The sequence below is a fragment of the Mesorhizobium sp. RCAM 06353 genome, from assembly GCF_059683585.1.
The window spans coordinates 4,038,587-4,060,305 of sequence record NZ_CM185031.1 but is presented as its reverse complement, the minus strand read 5'-3'; the positions used below and the strand labels follow the sequence as shown (position 1 = coordinate 4,060,305).

At 62.5% G+C, this 21,719-nt stretch carries 17 protein-coding genes and 1 pseudogene; 2 read left to right on the top strand and 16 right to left on the bottom strand.

The window, feature by feature from the left end; all coding sequences use genetic code 11:
• Positions 1-430: 430 nt before the first annotated feature.
• Genes AC56QX_RS19580 through proS form a run of 3 tightly spaced genes read right to left on the bottom strand, consistent with a single transcriptional unit; the run spans position 431 to position 3,722 of the window.
• Positions 431-1,159 carry an ABC transporter ATP-binding protein gene (locus AC56QX_RS19580; protein ID WP_497110096.1) on the bottom strand — a complete coding sequence of 243 codons (729 nt, stop codon included), beginning with the start codon at positions 1,157-1,159 and terminating at the stop codon, positions 431-433.
• Entirely contained in the window at positions 1,111-2,397 is a 1,287-nt protein-coding gene (locus AC56QX_RS19575) for a lipoprotein-releasing ABC transporter permease subunit (RefSeq protein WP_497110095.1), read from the bottom strand. The genes AC56QX_RS19580 and AC56QX_RS19575 overlap by 49 nt, the downstream gene beginning before the upstream one ends.
• Positions 2,394-3,722, bottom strand: a complete 1,329-nt coding sequence (gene proS, locus AC56QX_RS19570) for a proline--tRNA ligase (protein WP_497110094.1) — start codon at positions 3,720-3,722, stop codon at positions 2,394-2,396. The genes AC56QX_RS19575 and proS overlap by 4 nt, the downstream gene beginning before the upstream one ends.
• A gap of 216 nt (positions 3,723-3,938) precedes the next feature.
• Between proS and AC56QX_RS19565 the strand changes: the two genes are divergently transcribed.
• Complete coding sequence (locus AC56QX_RS19565; RefSeq protein ID WP_497110093.1) at positions 3,939-6,437, top strand: caspase family protein; 2,499 nt, start codon at positions 3,939-3,941, stop codon at positions 6,435-6,437.
• 491 nt (positions 6,438-6,928) lie between these two features.
• On the opposite strand, the gene AC56QX_RS19560 is transcribed toward AC56QX_RS19565, so the two are convergent.
• Entirely contained in the window at positions 6,929-7,213 is a 285-nt protein-coding gene (locus tag AC56QX_RS19560) for a DUF1467 family protein (RefSeq protein ID WP_010910093.1), read from the bottom strand.
• The gene (gene mce / locus AC56QX_RS19555; RefSeq protein ID WP_497110092.1) at positions 7,210-7,614 is read right to left on the bottom strand and encodes a methylmalonyl-CoA epimerase; all 405 of its coding nucleotides are present in this window, start codon (positions 7,612-7,614) and stop codon (positions 7,210-7,212) included. Before mce ends, AC56QX_RS19560 begins: the two co-directional genes overlap by 4 nt.
• Before the next feature lie 159 nt (positions 7,615-7,773).
• On the opposite strand from mce, the gene AC56QX_RS19550 reads away from it, so the two are divergent.
• Entirely contained in the window at positions 7,774-8,637 is an 864-nt protein-coding gene (locus AC56QX_RS19550; protein WP_497110091.1) for an MBL fold metallo-hydrolase, read from the top strand.
• 16 nt (positions 8,638-8,653) lie between these two features.
• Here AC56QX_RS19550 and AC56QX_RS19545 read toward each other — a convergent pair whose 3' ends face one another.
• The 11 genes and pseudogenes from AC56QX_RS19545 to AC56QX_RS19495 form a co-directional block, all read right to left on the bottom strand.
• Positions 8,654-10,324: a ribonuclease J gene (locus AC56QX_RS19545; protein ID WP_475450239.1), complete on the bottom strand. Its 1,671-nt coding sequence runs from the start codon at positions 10,322-10,324 to the stop codon at positions 8,654-8,656.
• Positions 10,325-10,458: 134 nt separating this feature from the next.
• A complete protein-coding gene (locus tag AC56QX_RS19540; RefSeq protein WP_497110090.1) occupies positions 10,459-11,280 on the bottom strand; it encodes a biotin--[acetyl-CoA-carboxylase] ligase in 822 nt (273 codons plus the stop codon).
• A gap of 5 nt (positions 11,281-11,285) precedes the next feature.
• Positions 11,286-12,722 (bottom strand): NADH-quinone oxidoreductase subunit NuoN, encoded by a 1,437-nt coding sequence (gene nuoN, locus AC56QX_RS19535; RefSeq protein WP_497110089.1) that lies wholly within the window; start codon positions 12,720-12,722, stop codon positions 11,286-11,288.
• Between the two features lie 18 nt (positions 12,723-12,740).
• A pseudogene (locus AC56QX_RS19530) lies at positions 12,741-14,245 on the bottom strand (NADH-quinone oxidoreductase subunit M).
• Positions 14,245-16,218: an NADH-quinone oxidoreductase subunit L gene (gene nuoL / locus AC56QX_RS19525; RefSeq protein ID WP_497110088.1), complete on the bottom strand. Its 1,974-nt coding sequence runs from the start codon at positions 16,216-16,218 to the stop codon at positions 14,245-14,247. The pseudogene AC56QX_RS19530 and the gene nuoL overlap by 1 nt, the downstream one beginning before the upstream one ends.
• Positions 16,219-16,228: 10 nt before the next feature.
• Positions 16,229-16,537, bottom strand: a complete 309-nt coding sequence (gene nuoK, locus AC56QX_RS19520) for an NADH-quinone oxidoreductase subunit NuoK (protein ID WP_010910101.1) — start codon at positions 16,535-16,537, stop codon at positions 16,229-16,231.
• A gap of 1 nt (position 16,538) precedes the next feature.
• Entirely contained in the window at positions 16,539-17,159 is a 621-nt protein-coding gene (locus AC56QX_RS19515; protein WP_497110087.1) for an NADH-quinone oxidoreductase subunit J, read from the bottom strand.
• Positions 17,160-17,286: 127 nt separating this feature from the next.
• A complete protein-coding gene (gene nuoI, locus AC56QX_RS19510; RefSeq protein WP_497110086.1) occupies positions 17,287-17,778 on the bottom strand; it encodes an NADH-quinone oxidoreductase subunit NuoI in 492 nt (163 codons plus the stop codon).
• The gene (gene nuoH / locus AC56QX_RS19505) at positions 17,778-18,821 is read right to left on the bottom strand and encodes an NADH-quinone oxidoreductase subunit NuoH (RefSeq protein WP_477222082.1); all 1,044 of its coding nucleotides are present in this window, start codon (positions 18,819-18,821) and stop codon (positions 17,778-17,780) included. Before nuoH ends, nuoI begins: the two co-directional genes overlap by 1 nt.
• 2 nt (positions 18,822-18,823) lie before the next feature.
• Positions 18,824-20,905: an NADH-quinone oxidoreductase subunit NuoG gene (gene nuoG / locus AC56QX_RS19500; RefSeq protein WP_497110085.1), complete on the bottom strand. Its 2,082-nt coding sequence runs from the start codon at positions 20,903-20,905 to the stop codon at positions 18,824-18,826.
• A gap of 73 nt (positions 20,906-20,978) precedes the next feature.
• A complete protein-coding gene (locus tag AC56QX_RS19495) occupies positions 20,979-21,674 on the bottom strand; it encodes a helix-hairpin-helix domain-containing protein (RefSeq protein ID WP_497110084.1) in 696 nt (231 codons plus the stop codon).
• Positions 21,675-21,719 lie beyond the last annotated feature (45 nt).

Genomic DNA, 21,719 nt, shown 5'->3' with positions numbered 1-21,719 from the left:
CCAGATCGGTCATAACTCTCTCCTGTTGTTGATATGTTCGCAATTTGTTCTAATTTTGTTTCAAAGTCAACGCGCAGAATCCGCCCGCAGCTGGAATCTTCGAGCGATCAAATCGGCAGGGTTAAGAAAAGGTTGATGGGGAAATGACCGACTGCCCTGGCCAGGGCAAGCCAATCAGCCGCTGCCATTGGTAGCTGGAGATGGGGCAACAAGCGGCGGCTGATCGCACGTCTTGGCCCGCAGTTCATCATTCCAGATGTATTTTCCCGATGTCTGGTCGTCGCAAAGATCGATCTGATTGTTCACAACGTCGCACTGCCACAAGCCTATCGCGGGAAGCGATAGGGCTAGCGTTAGAAATAGGCCTCTCCTAACAAGAGATCGGACCACTACGCATCCTTACGCTCGTTCAGACCGATTGGGTTTTGCCCTAAAGCGGCACCACTTTGCCATCGGCCAGCGTAACGCGCCGGTCCATGCGCGAGGCCAGATCGTGATTGTGGGTCGCGATCAACGCCGCGAGGCCCGATTGCTTGACCAGCGCGCCCAGCGCGTCGAAGACATAGGAGGCGGTGACCGGGTCGAGGTTGCCGGTCGGCTCGTCGGCCAGCAGCACCAGCGGGGCGTTGGCGACGGCGCGCGCTATGGCGACGCGCTGCTGTTCGCCGCCGGACAATTCGGCCGGCCGGTGCGAGGCGCGCTTGCCGATCTGCATATAGTCGAGCAGCTGTGCGGCGCGCTCCGCCGCTTCCTTGCGCGACAGGCCCTTGATCAGCTGCGGCATCATGATGTTTTCCAATGCGGAAAACTCCGGCAGCAGATGATGGAACTGGTAGACGAAGCCGACATCGTTGCGGCGGATCGACGTGCGTTCGTCGTCGGACAGCCGTCCGCAGGCGCGGCCGGACAGGATCACGTCGCCGGCGTCAGGGCGTTCCAGCAGGCCAGCCGTGTGCAGCAGCGTCGACTTGCCGGTGCCCGACGGCGCCACCAGCGCCACCATCTCGCCGCGCTTCAGCGAGAAATCGGCGCCGTTCAAAATGGTGAGCTTGCGCGGCCCTTGCACATAGTGCCGCTCGACGCTCTTCAGCTCGATAATGACCTCGGCCACTACTCGTACCTCAAGGCTTCGACGGGATCGAGTCGGGCCGCCCGCCATGCTGGAAACACCGTCGCCAGGAAGGACAGTCCAAGTGCCATGATGACGACATAGGTCGTCTCACGCGGATCCATCTTCGCCGGCAGCTGGCTGAGGAAATAGAGTTCCGGGTTGAACAGCACCTTGCCGGTCATCCAGGAGAAGAACTGGCGGATCGATTCGATGTTGGTGCAGATGACGACGCCAAGCAACACACCGGCGAGCGTGCCGGTGACGCCGATCGCCGCCCCCGTCATCAGGAAGATGCGCAGGATAGCACCACGCGTCGCGCCCATGGTGCGCAGGATGGCGATGTCGTGCCCCTTGTCCTTCACCAGCATGATCAGTCCGGAAATGATGTTGAGCGCCGCCACCAGCACGATCAGCGTCAGGATCATGAACATCACATTGCGTTCGACCTGCAGGGCCGAAAAGAAGGTCTCGTTGCGCTGGCGCCAGTCGACCATGTCGATAGGCCGCTGCGCCGCCTCTTCCACTTCCGATTTCAGCGCGTCTACATCGTCGGGATTGTCGACATAGATCTCGATCGTCTGCGCGCGGCCATCCATGTTGAAATAGAGCTGCGCTTCGGAGAACGGCATGTAGACGATGGACGTGTCATATTCCGACATGCCGACTTCGAAGATCGCCGAGATCTTGTAGCCTTTCATGCGCGGTGTCGTGCCGATCGGCGTCACGTCGCCATCAGGCGAGATCAGCGTAATCGTGTCGCCGAGCGTCAGCCCGAGGTTCTCCGCCATGCGTTTGCCGATGGCGACGCCCTCGCCGCTATCGAAATCTGCGAGCGAGCCTTGCTTGATGTTGCTGGCGACGATGGCGATCTTGCCGAGATCTTCACCGCGTATGCCGCGTACCAGCGCACCGGTGCCGCCGCCGACATTGCCTTGCGCCAGCACCTGGCCGTCGATCAGAGGGATGGCGTATTTGACGCCGGGCACGCCGTTGATGCGGCCGGCAACCTGTGCGTAATCCTCAAGCGGCGAATCGAGCGGCTGCACGATCAGATGGCCGTTGACGCCAAGGATGCGCGTCAGAAGCTCGGCGCGGAATCCGTTCATGACAGCCATGACGACGATCAGCGTCGCCACCCCCAGCATGATGCCGAGGAAGGAGATCGAGGCGATCACCGAGATCACCGTCTCCTTGCGCCGCGAGCGCAAATAGCGCCACGCCACCATGCGTTCGAAGATGGAGAAAGGGCCGGCGCCCGCCGATCTTGTCGCCGCCGCCTCGCTCATGCGGCCGCACCGAAGCGTTTTTTCGCGTCAGCCAACGGCAGCGTTTCGCGCTCGCCGGTCTTGCGATTCTTGATCTCGATCTCGCCGGCGGCCACGCCGCGCGGCCCGACGATCACTTGCCAGGGCAGGCCGATCAGGTCGGCGGTGGCGAACTTGCCGCCCGGCCGCTGGTCGGTGTCGTCGTAAAGCACATCCTTGCCGCTGGCTGCGAAGGCGGCATAAAGCTCGTCGCAGACGCGGTCGCACTCGGCGTCGCCCACCTTCATGTTGATCAGGCCGATGTCGAACGGCGCCACGGCGTCCGGCCAGATGATGCCGTTATCGTCGTGGCTGGCCTCGATGATCGCCGCGACCAGCCGCGACGGGCCGATGCCGTAGGAGCCGCCGGAGACGAAATGATCCTTGCCGTCAGGCCCGGTCACCTTGGCACCCATCGGCTTCGAATATTTGTCGCCGAAATGGAAGATGTGGCCGACCTCGATGCCCCGCGCCGAGACCCGGTCGGCTTCGCCGAGCTTGCCCCACGCCGCCTCGTCATGCATCTCGTCGGTGGCGGCGTAAGGCGTCGTCCACGTCTTGACGATGTCCGATATCTCGGCGTCATTGGCGAAGTCGGTGTTTTCGCCGGGCACCTGGAGCGACAGATAATCGCGATCGCAATAGACCTGGCTCTCGCCGGTGTCGGCCAGGATGATGAATTCGTGGCTGAGGTCGCCGCCGATCGGCCCGGTATCGGCCCGCATCGGGATCGCCTGCAGGCCCATGCGCGTGAAAGTTCTGAGATAGGATACGAACATCCTGTTATAGGCAGCTCTCGCGCCTTCGAAATCGAGGTCGAAGGAATAGGCGTCCTTCATCAGGAATTCGCGTGAGCGCATGACGCCGAAGCGCGGCCGCACCTCGTCACGGAACTTCCACTGGATATGGTAGAGATTGAGCGGCAGGTCCTTGTAGGACTTGACGTAGGCGCGGACGATCTCGGTGACCACTTCCTCATTGGTCGGACCGTAGAGCATGTCGCGGTCCTGGCGGTCCTTGATGCGCAGCATCTCTTTGCCGTAGTCGTCATAGCGGCCGCTTTCGCGCCACAGATCGGCCGACTGGATGGTCGGCATCAGGATTTCCTGCGCACCGGCGCGGTTCTGCTCCTCGCGGATGATCTGGCAGACCTTGTCCAGCACCCGCTTGCCGAGTGGCAGCCAGGAAAAGCTGCCCTGCCCCTGCTGGCGGATCATGCCGGCACGCAGCATCAGCCGGTGCGAGACGATCTCGGCCTCGCGCGGATTTTCTTTGAGGATAGGCAGGAAATAGCGCGACAAACGCATGGACTGGTCCGTGAATGAGAACGGCCACGCCAGAATCGGCGCGACACAAGCTTGCTTGACCCGGCTTCATAGCCATTTCATGGCACAATGGGAACCCGGCCATGGCGGCACATTGACGCCCTCGTGCCCCGATTCCCTCACTTCCCAGATCATGCCGCGCCGGCTTGCTTGAGCCGAAAAGCCGTGGGACGCTGTCCACTTGGGTGGATTGGGGCAGTGCGTTTTTTCCTGGCAGTCATCCTTGCGATCTTTTTCGTCTCGGCGGGACACGCCGAGCGGCGGGTCGCGCTCTTCATCGCGGCCGACGAGTATCGCAACGTGCGACCCCTGAAGAATGCGGTGAACGACAGCCGCACGATCGAATCGGCGTTGCAAAAACTCGGCTTCGACGTCACCACCGAAGCGAACCGCGACTTGAAGCTTATGCGGCGCGCGCTGGAGGACTTTCGCGACGATGCGGCCGGCGCCGATGTCGCACTGATCTATTTCTCTGGCCATGGCGTCGAGATCGCGGGCGACAACCGTCTTCTGCCGGTCGATGCCGATCCGTCTTCGCTGGACCGGTTGAAGGCCACAACCCTTCCGCTTGAGGAGGTGCGCGAGACAGTGACCTCGGTCGGCAAGATCGGCCTCGTGGTGCTCGATGCTTGCCGCAACGATCCTTTCGGCCAATCGGGAGAAAGCAACTCCGGCGAAGGACGCGGCGTGGTGTCCATCGCGCCAGAGGTTAAAGCCGAAGCCAAGCCCGGGCTCGGACGCATGGGCCGGGCGGAAAACGTGCTGTTCGCCTTTTCCGCGGCGCCCGGACAGACGGCCTCTGACGGCACTTCAGGCAATTCCGAATTCTCCGCCGCATTGGCCAGGTTCCTGCCCACCGACGGGCTGGAAATACGCTCCGTGCTGACGCTGGTTCAGCAACAGGTCTACGACCTGTCGCGCGGCAAGCAGCTTCCCTATGTCGAGAGCGGCTTGCCGCGGCTTTTCTTCGCCGCCCAGGCCAGCAAGGACGCCCTGCCCGAGCGCGATCGTCTGCTGCTCGCCATGGCCGATGTCACGCCGGACTTGCGCGTCGAGGTCGAGGCGGTGGCGGCCCACGCCGACATGCCGCTGGCGCCGCTATACGCCGCACTCATCACCTCCGACGGCAAGGCGATGGCGCCGAGACAACGCCAGCAAAAGCTCCAGGAAGCGGCCGACGCTTTCATCAAGGTGCGAGCCGATTTGCGCAACTTCGCCTCGTCCGATCCGCAGGTGACAGCGCTGCGCCAACAGGCCGAGGCGCAATTGGCGCTCGGCTCGTTCGACGAGGCACGGGCGCTGCTTGGCAAGGCGGCGGATATCGACGGCAAGTCGCGCGACGATCTGAAAAACCGCTTCATCGAGCGTACGCTGTCCGAGGCAACGACACACTATTTAGCCGGCGGCGCCTCGCAGGCGCAGTTGCGCTACGACCTCGCCATCGAAGACTACCGCAAGGCCGTGGCGCTCTACGCGGATGTCGAGGGTTTCCAGATACCGGACGACGCGCGCTATCAGCAGACACTGTCCTGGGAACTGATCGGCACACTGGAAACGACCGTCGGTCATCTGCAGGAAGCCGGCAAAGCCTATGATTCGATGGTCCGGTCCGCTGAGAAACGCGCGGCCGCCGAGCCCGACAAGATCGACCACCAGCGCGACCTTGCCGTGGCGCAGAACAAGGTGGCCGACGTCAAGAAGGCGATGGGCGATACCGCCGGCGCGGTCGCGCTTTACCAGCAGGCTCTCGCCACAATGAAGGTGATCCTCGAAAAAGAGCCTACGCTTGGCTATCTGCGCGACTACGCGGTCTGCTTCAACCGCATCGGCGACGCCATGCGGGCTTCGGGCGACGGACCCGGCGCGCTGGTGAACTACCGTTCGGCGCTCAAGGTGGCCGAATTCCTGGTCGAGAAGGCGCCGGATGATGACGGCTTTCGGCGCGACCTTTCCGTCAGCCATTCCAAGGTCGGGCTGGCGCTCAGGCTGACCAACGACCTCAAAGGCTCGATCGCCGATTATGAGGTGTCCTTGCAGATCACCGAGGCGCTGGCGAAGAAGATGCCTGATGACGCCGAACTGCAGCGCGACATCACCGTCAGCCTCACCGCTATCGGCGACCTGCAGCGGCTTACCGGGCACAACGAAAAGGCTTTCGAACCCTACCAGCGCAGCGTCGATATCGCGCGGAGGCTGGTGGCGCGCGACCCCGGCAACACACTATGGCGGCGAGACCTCGAGCTTGCGCTGGGCAAGATAGCCGACGCCCGCGCCGAGGCCGGCGACCTTGATGGATCGCTCGCCGACCGCCGTTCCGCGCAGGCCATTGCGGAATACCTGGCCGAACTCGACCCCGACAATGCCGAATGGCAGCGCGACCTTGCGGTTGGCCACAACCGGATCGGCGATGTGTTGATGGCAAAGGGCGGCAAGACCGGCGCGGCTGCGGAATACCAGGCTGGCTTCGTCATCGCCAAGGCGCAGCTTCAGGCCGATCCCGGCAACGCACAGCGCACGGTCGATGCCGCCTACAGCCGCTACAAGCTTGCTGTGGCTGGCGTTGACCCCTCGACAAATTTCAAGGCCGCGCTGGCCATGCTGACCGGACTGAAATCTGAAGGACGCTTGCCCGGCGCCAATGAAGGCTGGATCGGCATGGTCGAGAAAGCGATGGCTGCGTCCGGCGTCGCAAAATAGGTCCAGCCGACTGTACGAGAGAGCCCAACCTCTTGTGATTTGGCCGCCAATTCTTTGCGCGCGTCAACCGAGGACATGCCGTAAAGGCTCCGTGTTCGTTTCGAAAGCAAAGCATGCCATACTATTGTGCAGTGCAGCACGAGAATGCCTGTTTCGAGGCAAAATTCTTCGTGACATTTTCATTCGGCTTGGGCTAATGTCCCGCGATAACCGAGAGGGCGGAGAAAAATCTGCTCTCCTACGCGGTCAAAGTCTTGGGAGGATGCGATCTAGGCGCGGTTACTCGCTGCCGCCGGAAAACGGAAACAGATCGGACGCGTTTAATTGCAAGGCCTCGTGCCTTGCATTTTTTTTGTGCAATCATCTGGTTAGCGCGGCGAGTTGCCGAGTTACATGACCTAGCGTTAGCTTAGCGTCCGGCCCAAACATGGCGGCATCTCAGTGCCCCTCCGCAACGCTCCGATGTCGCCGGAGCGCTCTCTCGGGAAGACCTATTTCGCCGGGGTCTGGCCGAAATCCGGCACGATGTGCGGGATGTCGTTGAGGCTGTATCCCAGCCCGTGCGTCAGGCCATAGAAAATGCCCATCAGGATCGCCGTGGCGATGGTGGTACGGATCACCGCGCGCAGCATGTGCGGCCCGCGCGGCGCGCTTGGAACCGTGCCCAGCGTCACGTCGTGATCGTCATCCTGCGTGCGGACGCTGAACGGCAGCACCGCAAACAGCACCACCCACCAGGTCGCGAAAAACAGGGCGGTGAACGAAACCCAGCTCATGATTGCTCCAGTTCGATCAGCGTGCCGAAGAAATCCTTCGGATGCAGGAACAGCACCGGCTTGCCATGTGCGCCGATCTTGGGATTGCCGTCGCCCAGCACGCGGGCGCCGGCGGCCTTGAGCTGATCCCGCGCGGCCAGGATGTCGTCGACATCGTAGCAGAGATGATGCATGCCGCCGGACGGGTTCTTCGCCAGGAACGCGGCGATCGGCGAGCCCTCGCCCAAGGGCTCCAGCAATTCGATCTTGGTGTTGCCGACATTGACGAACACCACCGTGACGCCATGCTCCGGCAAAGCCTGCGGCTCGGTCACTTCGGCGCCCAGCGTGTTGCGGTAGGCAGCAATGGCGGCAGCCAGATCCGGCACGGCAAGCGCGACATGGTTCAGCCGTCCGAGCATGTGCGAGCTATCTTTCCTCTGTCCAATGGCTGGCGTCATACGTCAAATCGGCCGAGATCAACAGCCATTCACGAGGCGCGCACTGTCGCACTTTGGTGAACACTCTCCCAAATCACGATCGAGGCTGTTCCGACCGGCAACCGCAAAGTACAAACGGCAATGTCTTACATCCGCCCTGCCCGCGCCCGCGTTTTCACCTTCGATCTCGGATCATTCAAGATTGCCGCCTTGCTCGACGGCGTCGATGTCCGCGACAACCTTGCATCGGCCTTTGCAGCCGGACAGTCGCCAAGCGCGGTGCGCGAACTTGCGATCTCGAACTTCATCGACCGGGATCGGTACGAACACTGTTTCACCCCGACGCTGATCGACACCGGTTCCGAAAAGATCCTGTTCGACACCGGATGCGGAGATGAAGGAAGTTCACTCCTGGACGGATTGCGAGACCTTGGGCTCGGGCCTGATGACATCGACGTGGTGGTCATCACGCACGGCCACCCCGATCACATCGGCGGACTTGTCAGCAATGGCGAACCGGTTTTCAGCCGGGCACGCTATGTATTCGGCGCGGCGGAATTCGCGTTCTGGACCGAGGCAACAGAGGTCCGCGAGGCCAGATTGGCCAACCGTGATCTGTTCAGACAGATTTGCACCGGGCTGGCCGACCGGGCGACATTCATAGCGCCAGGAGATGAGATGCTGCCAGGCATCACCGCCATCGACGCGTCAGGCCATTCCCCCGGCCTGCTGGCATTTCTCGTCGAAAGCGACGGTCAGCAATTGCTGATCTGGTCGGACGCCTTCCTGCACTATGTCGTGTCCATCCAGCATCCGGAATGGCATGCCGATTTCGATGACGACAAGGAACAGGCGGTCCAGACCCGCAAGCGCCTGCTGAAGATGGCCGCGGAACAGCGGCTGCTGGTCGCCGGCCACCACATGCCATTTCCAGGCCTGGGCTACATTGAATCGGCGAACGGTTCTTTTCGCTGGCTTCCGGTCAGCTATCAGCTGAACGTGTAGCGAACCGCTGCCATCCTCACCGTGTAACGAAAACCGTCACCAGCGGCTTCTTGCCCCAGGCTTCGTTGGCGGCCCCGCGCACCGCGCGCCGTACCGCTTCTTGCACCAGGTCTAGGTCTTTTCGCCGCTGGCGGGGGATCGAATCGACCGCGCCGACGGCCGCATCGATCATCAAATCCTCAAGCGTCTCGCCACTGGCATCAGCTTCGGCCACGCCGATGGCGACCAGGTCAGGATCGCCAGCCAGTTCGTATTTGTCGTCAAGCACGACGTTGACCGCGACATGGCCGGCAAAGGACAATTTACGCCGGTCACGAATGCCCATCGCCTGGTCGGTGCCGATCAGCCTGCCGTCCTTGTAGATGCGGCCGAACGGCACCTGGTCGATGATGGTGGCCGGGCCAGGAGCAAGCCTCAGCATGTCGCCGTCGCGCACCTGCGCCACCTGGCCGATGCCGGAGGTCGACATCAGCGAGCCCTGCGCCACCAGATGCGCCGCCTCGCCATGCACGGGAACGCCGATCTGCGGGCGCACCCATTCATACATCTTGCGCAATTCGCTGCGGCGGGGATGGCCGGAGACATGCACCAGCGCATCACCGTCCTCGATGATCTTGACGCCGAGATCGATGAGACGGTTCTTGATCTCGAGGATCGCCTTCTCATTGCCGGGAATGGTGCGCGAGGAAAACACCACCGTGTCGCCCGCCGTCAGCGACACCGATTTCATCTCGTCGCGCGACAGTTTCGCCAGCGCCGCCAGCGGCTCGCCCTGGCTGCCGGTGCAGATGATCACCAGGTTTTCGCGCGGGATGAAGCCGAAATCTTCCTCGGCAATGAATTCCGGCAGGCCGTCCATGTAGCCGAGTTCATCAGCCACATCGATGACCCGCTTCAGCGAGCGTCCAAGTACCAGGCACTGGCGGCCGGCATCGCGTGCTGCTCTCGCGATGGAGACGATGCGCCCGACATTGGAGGAGAAGGTGGTGACGGCAACGCGGCCGACAGCACTCTGGATGACGCCCTTCAGACCCTCGCCAACGGCGACTTCCGAAGGCGACTCGCCTTCCCTGAGCGCATTGGTCGAATCGCAGATCAACGCCAGCACGCCCTTGTCGCCATAGGCGCGAAAGCGCGCCTCGTCGGTCTTGGGGCCGATCGTCGGTTCCGGATCGATCTTCCAGTCACCGGTGTGGATGACCGTGCCGGCCGGCGTGGTGATGGCCAGCGACATCGGCTCGGGGATAGAGTGCGCCACCGGAATCGCTTCGATCTCGAACGGGCCGACCGTGAATTTCTCGCCGGCCCGGTAGATCGTCACCGGGATCTTCGGTGCGCCCTGCTCGCCCTGCCGCTTGGCGTCCAGCAAGCCGGCGCTGAACGGCGTCATCCAGACCGGTGCTTTCAGCTTCGGCCAGGTGTCGAGCAGCGCGCCATAATGGTCCTCATGCGCGTGGGTGATGATGATGCCGCGCAGATTGGCGAGGTTCTCCTCGATGAAGCGCGTATCGGGCAGCACCAGGTCGACGCCGGGCAGGCTGGCATCGGGGAAGGTGACGCCGACATCGATGACGATCCATTCGCGCGCACTCGGCGGACCGTAGCCGTAGAGGGCGAAGTTCATGCCGATCTCGCCGACGCCGCCGAGCGGCACGAAGACGAGTTCAGCGTTTTCGGCTTTCGCCATGATTTTTTCCTTCCTGGCCCTCAGGCCAAGCCGTTGGAGCAATTCCAGGAAAAGCGTGTAACGGCTTCCCCACAGGAATTGCGCAGAAACAAACAGTTATAGCCGTCATTGTTCATATCGAACAATGAGCCGCTCTAAACCCGGGCGGACGCCACCGCGCCGAAATGCACGTCGCCGGCGGCGACCGTCACAACAGATCCCTCATCGTCGCGGATCACGAAACGACAGTCTTCGTCAATGGTCTCGAACACCCCACGCACGACATTACCGTCAATTCTGACAGCAACCTCGCCGCCAAGCCCCGCCGCGCGCGCCAGCCAGCGCCGCCTGATGGCGGCAAGACCGCGCCCTTCATCCCACAGGCGGGCATTCTCGCTCCAGGCATCCGACAGCGCCAGGAACAGCGTTTCCGCGTCGCATGTCGCGCCCAGTGCCTGCAGCGATGTCGCGGGATACGGCAAATCCGGCGGATGCGCCACCACATTGACGCCGATGCCGACGGCAACCGCGAAGCGGCCACCATCCAGTATCGCCGACTCCAGCAGGATGCCGGCGAGCTTCGCACCGGAAGCAAGCACATCGTTCGGCCATTTCAGCTCGAAACGGTTTTGTCCCTGGCTCGCGCCATCGAGGCCGATGGCGATACGGCCCTTCGGCACCACGGCGTCGAGTGCATCGGCCAGCGACAGGCCGGCGACGAAACCGAGCGTCGCGGCAAGGCGAAGCTCACCGCCGGTGAGGACGAGTAATGTCGCGGCCAGATTGCCTTCGGGCGACACCCAGGCGCGGCCGCGCCGGCCACGCCCGCTTTCCTGCTTCTTGGAAACGACCCACAGCCTGCCAGGGTCGCCTGCCCTTGCGTGGTCCAGCGCCACCGTATTGGTGGAGCCGACGCTGTCATGGGCCTCGAGCCGGAACCCTTCCGACGCCGAGGTTGGGGCCAGCCGAAATGCCATCCCGTCTAGAAAAATGTCTTGGCGGCGGCTTCGGCATAGGTGCCGATCGGACCGCCGATCAGCACATAGAACAGCACGAAGGCGCCGCTGACGCCGAGCACGACACGCAGTTCGCTGGCCATCGGCACGAAGCCGCCGACCGGTTCGTCGAACCACATGATCTTGATGATGCGCAGATAGTAATAGGCGCCCACCACCGAGGCCAGAACGCCGATGATCGCCAACGCATAGAGATGCGCGTTGATGGCGGCGAGGAAGACGTACCATTTTCCCCAGAAGCCGGCGAGCGGCGGAATGCCGGCCAGCGAAAACATCAGGATGGTCAGGATCGTCGCCATGATCGGATTGGTCGAGGACAACCCGGCCAGGTCGCTGATCTGCTCGACATTGCCTTCCTTGCGCCGCATGGCGAGGATGAAGGCGAAGGTGCCGAGCGTCATCACCAGATAGATCAGCATGTAGATGGCGACACCGCGCACGCCGGCCTGACTGTTGGCGGCAAGGCCGACCAGCGCGTAGCCCATATGGCCGATCGAGGAATAGGCCATCAGGCGCTTGATGTTGGTCTGGCCGATCGCGGCGAAGGCACCGAGCGCCATCGAGGCGATCGAGATAAAGACGATGATCTGCTGCCAGTCGGCGGCGATCGGCTTGAAAGCGCCCATGGTGACGCGCACGATCAGTGCCATTGCCGCCATCTTGGGGGCTGCCGCCAGGAACGCCGTCACCGGCGTCGGCGCACCTTCATAGACGTCGGGCGTCCACATGTGGAACGGCACCGCCGAGATCTTGAAGGCAAGGCCGGCCAGCACGAAGACCAGGCCGAAAACCAGGCCAAGCTGGCGTTCGCCGCTGCCGAGCGCCGAGGCGATCTCCTGGAAGCCGGTGTTGCCGGTGTAGCCATAGACCAGGCTGATGCCATACAGCAGCATGCCTGACGACAGCGCGCCGAGGACGAAGTACTTGAGGCCGGCCTCGGTCGAACGCAGATTGTCGCGGTTGATCGCGCACAGCACATAGATCGCCAGTGATTGCAGTTCGAGGCCGAGATAGAGCCCGATCATGCCGTTGGCCGAGATCATCAGCATCATGCCCAGCGTGCACAGCAGGATCAGCACCGGATATTCGAACTTGTCGAAACGCTCCGCCTTGGCAAAGCGCATCGACATGATCAGCGTCACCGCCGAGCCGACCAGCGCCAGCACCTTCATGAAGCGGGAGAAGGAATCCTGGATGAAGGCGTTGCCATAGGCACTGCCCTGCCCGGTGTGAAAGATCAGCCAGAAACCGGCGATCACCAGCACGGCGACCGCAAGGCCCGTCACGAAGTTGGCGGTGTTGGCGCGCGAATAGGCGCCGACCATCAGCAGCGCAAGCGCACCGATGGCAAGGATCAGCTCGGGCGTCGAGAGCGACAGGCTGGAGAGAAGGTCCGGCGTCATGGTTCGCAAAACCTCTGGTCAGTTCGCCGCCGCGGTCTGCGCGGCGCCGATGGATGCGGTGACATTGGTGACGAGCGACTTGACCGATTGGGCCGTCGCGTCGAAGACGGGAGCGGGATAGACGCCGAAGAAGATGACCAGCACGACCAGCGGGTAGATGATCACCTTCTCGCGCGCCGAAAGGTCGAGCAGCCCCTTCAGGCTGTCCTTGGTCAGCGCGCCGAAGATCACCCGGCGGTAGAGCCAGAGCGCGTATGCCGCCGACAGGATGACGCCGGTGGCGGCGAAGAACGCCACCCAGGTGTTGACCCGGAACACGCCGAGCATGGTCAGGAACTCGCCGATGAAGCCCGAGGTGCCCGGCAGGCCGACATTGGCCATGGTGAAGATCATGAACACAGTGGCGTATTTCGGCATGTTGTTAACCAGGCCGCCATAGGCATCGATCTCACGCGTATGCATGCGGTCGTAGATGACGCCGACGCACAGGAACAGCGCGCCCGAGACGAGGCCGTGGCTGAGCATCTGGAAGATCGCGCCCTGCACGCCTTCCTGGTTCATGGCGAAGATGCCCATGGTGACGAAGCCCATATGGGCGACCGAGGAATAGGCGATCAGCTTCTTCATATCCTCCTGCATCAGCGCCACCAGCGAGGTGTAGATGATGGCGACGACCGAGAGCGTGAACACCAGCGGCGCGAACATTTCGGACGCCAGCGGGAACATCGGCAAGGAGAACCGCAGGAAGCCGTACCCGCCCATCTTCAGCAGAATACCGGCCAGGATGACCGAGCCTGCCGTCGGCGCTTCGACGTGCGCGTCGGGCAGCCGGTGTGCACCGGCCACATCGGCATCTTCACCGCGAAGGAGGCGAAGAAGGCCAGCCATAGCCATGTCTGCATGTTGGCCGGGAAGCTGTGTGTCAGCAGCGTCGGGATGTCGGTCGTGCCGGACTGGTAGAACATCGCCATGATGGCGAGCAGCATCAGCACCGAGCCGGCGAGCGTGTAGAGGAAGAACTTGAACGAGGCGTAGACGCGCCGCTTGCCGCCCCAGACGCCGATGATGATGAACATCGGGATCAGGCCGGCTTCGAAGAAGACGTAGAACAGCACGATATCCAGCGCGCAGAACACGCCGATCATCAGCGTTTCGAGCAGCAGGAAGGCGATCATGTAGGCCTTGACGCGCTTCTCGATCGATTCCCACGACGCCAGGATGCAGAGCGGCATCAGGAAGGTCGTCAGGATGACGAACAGCATGGAAATGCCGTCGACACCCATATGGTAGGAAATGCCGGAGTCGAGCCAGGCGAATTTCTCGACGAACTGGAAGCCGGCCTGCGAATTGTCGAAGCCGGTCCAGATGAACAGCGAGATGATGAAGGTGAATGTCGTGGTCAACAGCGCGATGGCGCGGATGTTGCGGCGTGCGTTTTCGCTGTCATCGTTGATGAACAGGATCAGCAGCACACCAACCAGCGGCAGGAAGGTGACCAGCGAGAGGATTGGCCAGGCGGTCATCAGAGCATCATCCAGGTGACGAGTGCGGCAACGCCGATCAGCATGGCGAAGGCATAATGGTAGAGGTAGCCGGTCTGCAGCTTGACGACGCGGTTGGTAACATCGACGACGCGCGCCGAAATGCCATCCGGCCCGAGGCCGTCGATGATGGTGCCATCACCGGTCTTCCACAGGAAATGGCCGAGGCGCTTGGCGGGCCGCACGAACAGGAAGTCGTAAAGCTCGTCGAAATACCACTTGTTGAGCAGGAAGGCGTAGAGCCCGCGATTCTGCTTGGCAAGGTTCACCGGCATTTCCGGCGAGCGGATGTAGAACTTCCAGGCCAGCGCGAAGCCGATCAGCATGGCGATGAAGGGCGACAGCTCGACCCACAGCGGCAATTCTTCGATGTCGTGCAGGATGTGATTGTTTGGCAGCGTGAACAGCGACGCCTTCCAGAACTCGGCATTGCCTTCGCCGATGAACGAATTGTGGAAGATGATGCCGGCAAACAGCGCGCCGGCGGCCAGGATGAACAGCGGCACCAGCATCACCGGCGGCGATTCATGAACGTGGTGCATCACCTCATGGCTCGCCCGCGGCTTGCCGTGGAAGGTCATGAAGATCAGCCGCCAGGAGTAGAAGGACGTGAAGCAGGCGGCGATCACCAGCAGCACGAAGGCCAGACCGGCGACCGAATTGTGGCTGGCAAAGGCGCTCTCGATAATGGCGTCCTTGGAGAAGAAGCCGGCGGTGCCGATGACCGTCACCGGAATGCCGACGCCGGTCAGCGCCAGCGTGCCGATCACCATCATCCAGTAGGTGGTCGGGATCAGCTTCCTGAGGCCACCCATCTTGCGCATATCCTGCTCGTCGGAGACGGCATGGATGACCGAGCCCGAGCCGAGGAACAGCAGCGCCTTGAAGAAGGCGTGCGTGAACAGATGGAAGATCGCCGCGCCATAGGCGCCGACGCCGAGCGCCACGAACATGTAACCGAGCTGCGAGCAGGTCGAATAGGCGATGACGCGCTTGATGTCGTTCTGGACGAGACCGACGGTCGCCGCGAAGAAGGCGGTGAAGGCGCCGATGAAGGTGACCACCGTCAGCGCCGAATGCGACAGTTCAAACAGCGGCGACAGCCGCGCCAGCATGAACACGCCGGCCGTCACCATGGTGGCGGCATGGATGAGCGCGGAGACCGGCGTCGGGCCCTCCATGGCGTCCGGCAGCCAGGTGTGCAGCGGCACCTGCGCCGACTTGCCCATGGCGCCCATGAACAGCAGCAGGCAGACGACGGTCATCGCCGACTGCTTGTCCAGCGCATGGCCGAGGAAAGTCAGCACCGCCGCACCTTGCGGAGCGCCTTCAGCCGGAATGAACGTCGCCGCATTGGCAAAGATGGTGCCGAGATTGACCGAGCCGAACAGCACGAACAAGCCGAAGATGCCAAGCGCGAAACCGAAATCGCCGACGCGGTTGACAACGAAGGCCTTGATGGCCGCGGCATTGGCCGACGGCTTCTTGTACCAGAAGCCGATCAGCAGGTAGGACGCGAGGCCCACCCCTTCCCAGCCGAAGAACATCTGCACCAGATTGTCGGCCGTCACCAGCATCAGCATGGCGAAGGTGAACAGCGACAGATAGGCAAAGAAGCGCGGCCGGTTCGGATCGTGGTGCATGTAGCCGATCGAATAGATATGAACCAACGCTGAGACGGTGTTGACCACCACCAGCATCACCACCGTCAGCGTGTCGATGCGCAGCGCCCAGGATACGTCGAGGCCACCCGACTGGATCCAGTGGAGCACGGGCACGACGAACACCTCGCCATGGCCGAAGCCGACGCTGAAGAAGGCAACCCACGACAGCACCGCCGAAATCACCAGGAAGCTGGAGGTGATGTATTCGGACGCCTTGGCGCCGAGCGACGTGCCGAACAGGCCGACGATCAGGAAGCCGAGCAGTGGAAGGAAGACGATGGCCTGATACATGGTGGTTCCGTCAACCCTTCATCATGTTCACGTCTTCGACCGCGATCGAGCCGCGGTTGCGAAAGAAGACGACGAGGATGGCAAGTCCGATGGCGGCCTCGGCCGCCGCGACCGTCAGCACGAACAGCGCGAACACCTGGCCGACGAGATCGCCGAGCGCCGCCGAAAACGCGACGAAATTGATGTTGACCGCAAGCAGGATCAGTTCGACCGACATCAGGATGACGATGACGTTCTTGCGGTTCAGGAAGATGCCGAACACGCCGAGCGTGAACAGAACAGCCGATACGGTCAGATAATGTGCGATGCCGACGACCATCTCAGACTCCTTCGCCCGACTTGACCTTGCGGATTTCCATGCCGGTGGCCGGCGTGCGGCCGACCTGGGCTGCGATCGACTGCCGCTTGACCCCTTCCTTGTGGCGCAGCGTCAAAACGATGGCGCCGATCATGGCAACCAGCAGGATGAGGCCCGAAATCTGGAAGTAGTAGAGGTAGTCGGTATAGAGGATGTCGCCGAGTGCTGCCGTGTTCGAGCGCGTGGCGAGATCGGGAATCGGTTTCGAGATTGTCGAGGCGAGTTGCGGCGCGAATGTATAGCCGCCGAGCACGACGATCAGTTCCGCCGCCAGGATAAGCCCAACCAGCGCGCCGATCGGCGCATATTGCAGGGCGCCGCTCTTGAGCTCCGCGAAATCGACGTCGAGCATCATGACGACGAACAGGAACAGCACCATGACCGCGCCGACATAGACGACGAGCAGGATCATCGCCAGGAACTCGGCGCCGGTCAGCATGAACAGGCCGGCGGCGTTGAAGAAGGTCAGGATCAGGAACAGCACCGAATGCACGGGGTTGCGCGACGAAATGACCATGAACGCCGACGCCACGGCGACAAAGGCGAAGAGGTAGAAAAAGGCCGCCTCTAGTCCACTCAGCATTGGGGTTCCCCCGGGTTCCTGTTCGAACATGGCGCTCGGCGCCGGGTTCGATTGTTTGCGACCGCCTCCGGTCGGCAAGTTGCGTGTTCCTTAGACGAGGCCCCTCGCCCCGTCCATGCGTCAAATATCAGCGGTAGGGTGAGTCCAGCGAGATGTTGCGCGCCAGTTCGCGCTCCCACCGGTCGCCATTCGCCAACAGCTTGTCCTTGTCGTAGTAGAGTTCCTCGCGCGTCTCCGTCGCGAACTCGAAATTCGGCCCCTCGACGATGGCGTCGACCGGGCAGGCTTCCTGGCAGAAGCCGCAATAGATGCACTTCACCATGTCGATATCGTAACGCACCGTGCGGCGCGTACCGTCATTGCGGCGCGGGCCGGCCTCGATGGTGATGGCCTGCGCCGGGCAGATCGCCTCGCACAATTTGCAGGCAATGCAGCGTTCCTCGCCATTGGGATAACGGCGCAACGCATGCTCGCCACGGAAGCGCGGGCTGGTCGGCCCCTTCTCGTGCGGATAGTTGATCGTCTCCTTCGGCGCTAAGAACTGGCGCATCGACAGGAAGAAGGCGCTGACGAAATCCTGCAGCAGCAGCGATTTTGCGGCCTGGGAAAGAGCGGACATCACGCAAACCCCGTGATCTTGAGGAAGGCTGCGGTGGCGACCACCATGAACAGCGAGATCGGCAGGAACACTTTCCAGCCCAGCCGCATCAGCTGGTCGTAGCGGTAGCGCGGCACGAAGGCCTTCACCATCGAGATGCCGAAGAACACGAAGCAGACCTTCAGCACGAACCAGATGACGCCGGGCACCCAGGTGAAGGGCGCAAAGTCGAAGGGCGGCAGCCAGCCGCCGAGGAAGAGGATGGTGGCCAGCGCGCACATCAGCACGATCGCGACATATTCGCCGAGGAAGAACAGCAGGAACGGCGTCGACGAATATTCGACCATGTGGCCGGCGACCAGTTCCGATTCGGCTTCAACCAGATCGAAAGGCGGGCGATTCGTCTCGGCCAGCGCCGAGATGAAGAAAATGATGAACATCGGGAACAGGGCCAGCCAGTTCCAGTCGAGGAACGTGTTGGGCAGGCCGAGCCGCGTGCCAATGCCATCATGCTGCGACAGCACGATATCGGTCAGGTTGAGCGAGCCGGCGGTGAGCAGCACGGTGACTATGACGAAGCCGATCGAGACTTCGTAGGACACCATCTGAGCCGCCGAACGCAGCGCACCGAGGAACGGATATTTCGAGTTGGATGCCCAGCCGCCCATGATCACGCCATAGACCTCAAGCGAGGAGATGGCGAAGACATAGAGGATGCCGACATTGACGTTGGCGATCGCCCAGCCCTGGTTGACAGGAATGACCGCCCAGGCCGAGATCGCCAGCACCGCCGACACCAGCGGCGCCAGCAGGAACACGCCCTTGTTGGCGCCGGACGGGATCACCGGCTCCTTGAAGACGAATTTCAACAGATCGGCAAAGGCTTGCAGCGTGCCCCAGGGGCCGACGACGTTCGGACCGCGGCGCAGCTGCACCGCCGCCCAGATCTTGCGGTCGGCGTAGAGGATGTAGGCGACGAAGACCAGCAGGATAACGATCAGCACGACCGACTTCAGCAGGATGATCAGCGCCGGCAGCACGTAGAAGGAGAAGAAGGTGTCCATGCTTATTCCGCCGCCTGCTTGAAGCCGCTCTTGGCCAGTGCCGAGCATTCCGCCATCACGGCGGACGCCCGCGCGATCGGGTTGGTCAGATAGAAATCCTTGACCGGCGAGGTGAACGTACCCTTGTTCAGCCGCCCGCCGAGTTTCGCCACCTTGGCGATGTCCTCGGCATTGCCGGCCGCGACCTGATCGATGCGGGCTAGGTGCGGGTACTCGCCATAGAGTTTGGCGCGCAACTGCGGCAGCGAATCGAACGGCAGTTTCTTGCCCAGCACGTCCGACAGGGCTCTCAGGATCGCCCAGTCCTCGCGCGCATCGCCCGGCGCGAAGCCGGCGCGGTTGGTCTGCTGCACACGCCCTTCGGTGTTGACATAGGTGGCCGACTTTTCGGTGTAGGCGGCCGCCGGCAGGATGACATTAGCGCGGTGCGCGCCTTGATCGCCATGGGTGCCGATATAGACGACGAAGGCGCCGCCGGTCTTGCCCATGTCGATCTCGTCGGCGCCGAGCAGGAACAGCACGTCCGTCTCGCCCAGCATGCCGGCGACATTCTTGCCGCCCTCGCCCGGCACGAAGCCGAGATCGAGGCCGCCGACTCTGGCCGCCGCATTGTGCAGCACGGCAAAGCCGTTCCAGTCGGCGCGAGCAGCGTTGACAGAAGCAGCGAGCTTCGCCGCCTGGCCAAGCACGGCCGCGCCATCGGCACGAGACAGCGCGCCCTGGCCAACGATGATCAGCGGATGCGTCGCCTTCTTCAGCGTCTGGAAGAACTTGCCATTGCCGTCGGCCAGATCCTTCAGCGAATCCGGTCCGGCACCCAGCAATTCGTACTCGTAGCGCGTATCGCCGACATCGCCGATGACGCCGACCGGCAGATTGCCGACCCGCCAGCGCTTGCGGATGCGCGCATTGAGCACCGAAGCTTCATAGCGCGGGTTGGCGCCGATGATCAGCACCGCGTCGGCCTGCTCGATGCCTTCGATGGTCGAATTGAAGATGTAGCTGGCGCGGCCGAGCGACGGATCGAGTGCGGCGCCATCTTGTCGGCAGTCGGTGTTCTTCGAACCGAGCGAAGCCATCAAAAGCTTTAGCGCGTAGATTTCCTCAACCGCCGCGAGATCGCCTGCGATAGCACCGATCTTCTCGGGCGTCGTCTTCGACACCGCGTCCTTGACCGCGGCAAAGGCCTCGGCCCAGCTTGCCGGAACCAGCTTGCCGTCCTTGCGCACATAGGGGCGGTCGAGGCGCTGCGTGCGCAATCCGTCCCAGATGAAGCGGGTCTTGTCGGAAATCCACTCCTCGTTCACCTGCTCGTTGACGCGCGGCAGGATGCGCATCACTTCGCGGCCACGGCTATCGACGCGGATCGCCGAACCGACGGCATCCATCACATCGATGGATTCGGTCTTGGTCAGTTCCCACGGCCGCGCCTGGAAGGCGAACGGCTTGGAGGTCAGCGCGCCGACGGGGCAGAGATCGATGACATTGCCCTGCAATTCCGAAGTCATCGCGCTTTCGAGATAGGTGGTGATCTCGGCATCCTCACCACGGCCGATCAGGCCAAGCTCCGAAATGCCGGCGACCTCGGTGGTGAAGCGGACGCAGCGCGTGCAGTGGATGCAGCGGTTCATCACCGTCTTGACCAGCGGGCCGATATACTTGTCTTCGACCGCCCGCTTGTTCTCGTGATAGCGCGAAGAATCGACGCCGAAGGCCATCGCCTGGTCCTGCAGGTCGCACTCGCCGCCCTGGTCACAGATCGGGCAGTCGAGCGGATGGTTGATCAGCAGGAACTCCATCACGCCTTCCCGGGCCTTCTTGACCATCGGCGTGTTGGTGAAGATTTCCGGCGGTTCGCCATTGGGGCCCGGGCGCAAATCGCGCACGCCCATGGCGCAGGAGGCCTGCGGCTTGGGCGGCCCACCCTTCACCTCGATCAGGCACATACGGCAATTGCCGGCGATCGACAGCCGCTCGTGGAAGCAGAAGCGCGGCACTTCCGCGCCCGCGTCTTCCGCCGCCTGCAGCAGCGTGTAGTGGTCGGGTACAGTGATCTCTTTCCCGTCGACCTTGAGCTTTGCCATTCGCTTCAAACCCCTGCGGATTTCCCGCAATCTCATTTCCCGGGCGCGGCAGACGCAGCGCCCGGCATTTCATTCACTTCTTCGCGGCCAGCACCGCTGCCTGGGCAGTCCAGTCGTCACGGCCGATGCGGCCGTTGAACGACAGATAGTCGTCGACCCAGGCGATCTCTTGCGCCGACCAGGCCGCGATCTGGGCATATGTCCAGATACCGAGCCCGTTCAGCACCTTTTCCAGCTTCGGGCCGATGCCCGAAATCGCCTTCAGGTCCGACGGTTTCGCCGGCTTGTCGATAGCCTTGGGCTGCCTGAAATCCTCGGGCAGCAGCACATCGGCGGCCTCGCTCGTTGCCGGAGCGACATTTACCGCCGGCGCCGTGATGGCGGCTTCCTTGGCGGCGATGTCGGTGACTTCCTGCGCGAAGGACTGCGCCTCGGCAATCATGGTCTTCGCCGTCGCCCGCGCCTTGGTGGACGACGAGTTCGCGTCCTCGAACTGCTCGACGCGCGCCTCGAAATCCTCGATCAGCGGCTGCATGAGGCGCTGTGATGCCTCGGCGGCTCCCGAAAGCGCCCCCAGCCAGACGCCGAACGCGTGGTTGGCGAGCCCGATGCCAAGCGCCGACATCGCCGCCGCACCTGCGACAGGGTGCACGAAAAGGTTGACGGCGCTGGCCATCTCCTTCGGCATCATCCTGGTCAGGTCCTGGTTCATCTTCTCGAGCTGGTCCAAATTGGGCATCAATGGGTAGGGTGTCGAATACGGCGCCATAGAGTTCTCCTGGTCGTTTTTCGTTCGCCCCGCCCCGTTCTTCCT

Bases quoted from the DNA above. Each gene is read 5' to 3' on its own strand.
- nuoH (WP_477222082.1), bottom strand. From the start codon at position 18,821: ATGGACACCTTCTTCTCCTTCTACGTGCTGCCGGCGCTGATCATCCTG.
- AC56QX_RS19560 (WP_010910093.1), bottom strand. From the start codon at position 7,213: ATGAGCTGGGTTTCGTTCACCGCCCTGTTTTTCGCGACCTGGTGGGTG.
- AC56QX_RS19550 (WP_497110091.1), top strand. From the start codon at position 7,774: ATGTCTTACATCCGCCCTGCCCGCGCCCGCGTTTTCACCTTCGATCTC.
- AC56QX_RS19580 (WP_497110096.1), bottom strand. From the start codon at position 1,159: ATGGCGGGCGGCCCGACTCGATCCCGTCGAAGCCTTGAGGTACGAGTA.
- AC56QX_RS19495 (WP_497110084.1), bottom strand. From the start codon at position 21,674: ATGGCGCCGTATTCGACACCCTACCCATTGATGCCCAATTTGGACCAG.
- AC56QX_RS19515 (WP_497110087.1), bottom strand. From the start codon at position 17,159: ATGCTGAGTGGACTAGAGGCGGCCTTTTTCTACCTCTTCGCCTTTGTC.
- nuoK (WP_010910101.1), bottom strand. From the start codon at position 16,537: ATGGTCGTCGGCATCGCACATTATCTGACCGTATCGGCTGTTCTGTTC.
- AC56QX_RS19545 (WP_475450239.1), bottom strand. From the start codon at position 10,324: ATGGCGAAAGCCGAAAACGCTGAACTCGTCTTCGTGCCGCTCGGCGGC.
- AC56QX_RS19540 (WP_497110090.1), bottom strand. From the start codon at position 11,280: ATGGCATTTCGGCTGGCCCCAACCTCGGCGTCGGAAGGGTTCCGGCTC.
- AC56QX_RS19575 (WP_497110095.1), bottom strand. From the start codon at position 2,397: ATGAGCGAGGCGGCGGCGACAAGATCGGCGGGCGCCGGCCCTTTCTCC.
- nuoN (WP_497110089.1), bottom strand. From the start codon at position 12,722: ATGACGCCGGACCTTCTCTCCAGCCTGTCGCTCTCGACGCCCGAGCTG.
- mce (WP_497110092.1), bottom strand. From the start codon at position 7,614: ATGCTCGGACGGCTGAACCATGTCGCGCTTGCCGTGCCGGATCTGGCT.
- nuoL (WP_497110088.1), bottom strand. From the start codon at position 16,218: ATGTATCAGGCCATCGTCTTCCTTCCACTGCTCGGCTTCCTGATCGTC.
- proS (WP_497110094.1), bottom strand. From the start codon at position 3,722: ATGCGTTTGTCGCGCTATTTCCTGCCTATCCTCAAAGAAAATCCGCGC.
- nuoI (WP_497110086.1), bottom strand. From the start codon at position 17,778: ATGTCCGCTCTTTCCCAGGCCGCAAAATCGCTGCTGCTGCAGGATTTC.
- nuoG (WP_497110085.1), bottom strand. From the start codon at position 20,905: ATGGCAAAGCTCAAGGTCGACGGGAAAGAGATCACTGTACCCGACCAC.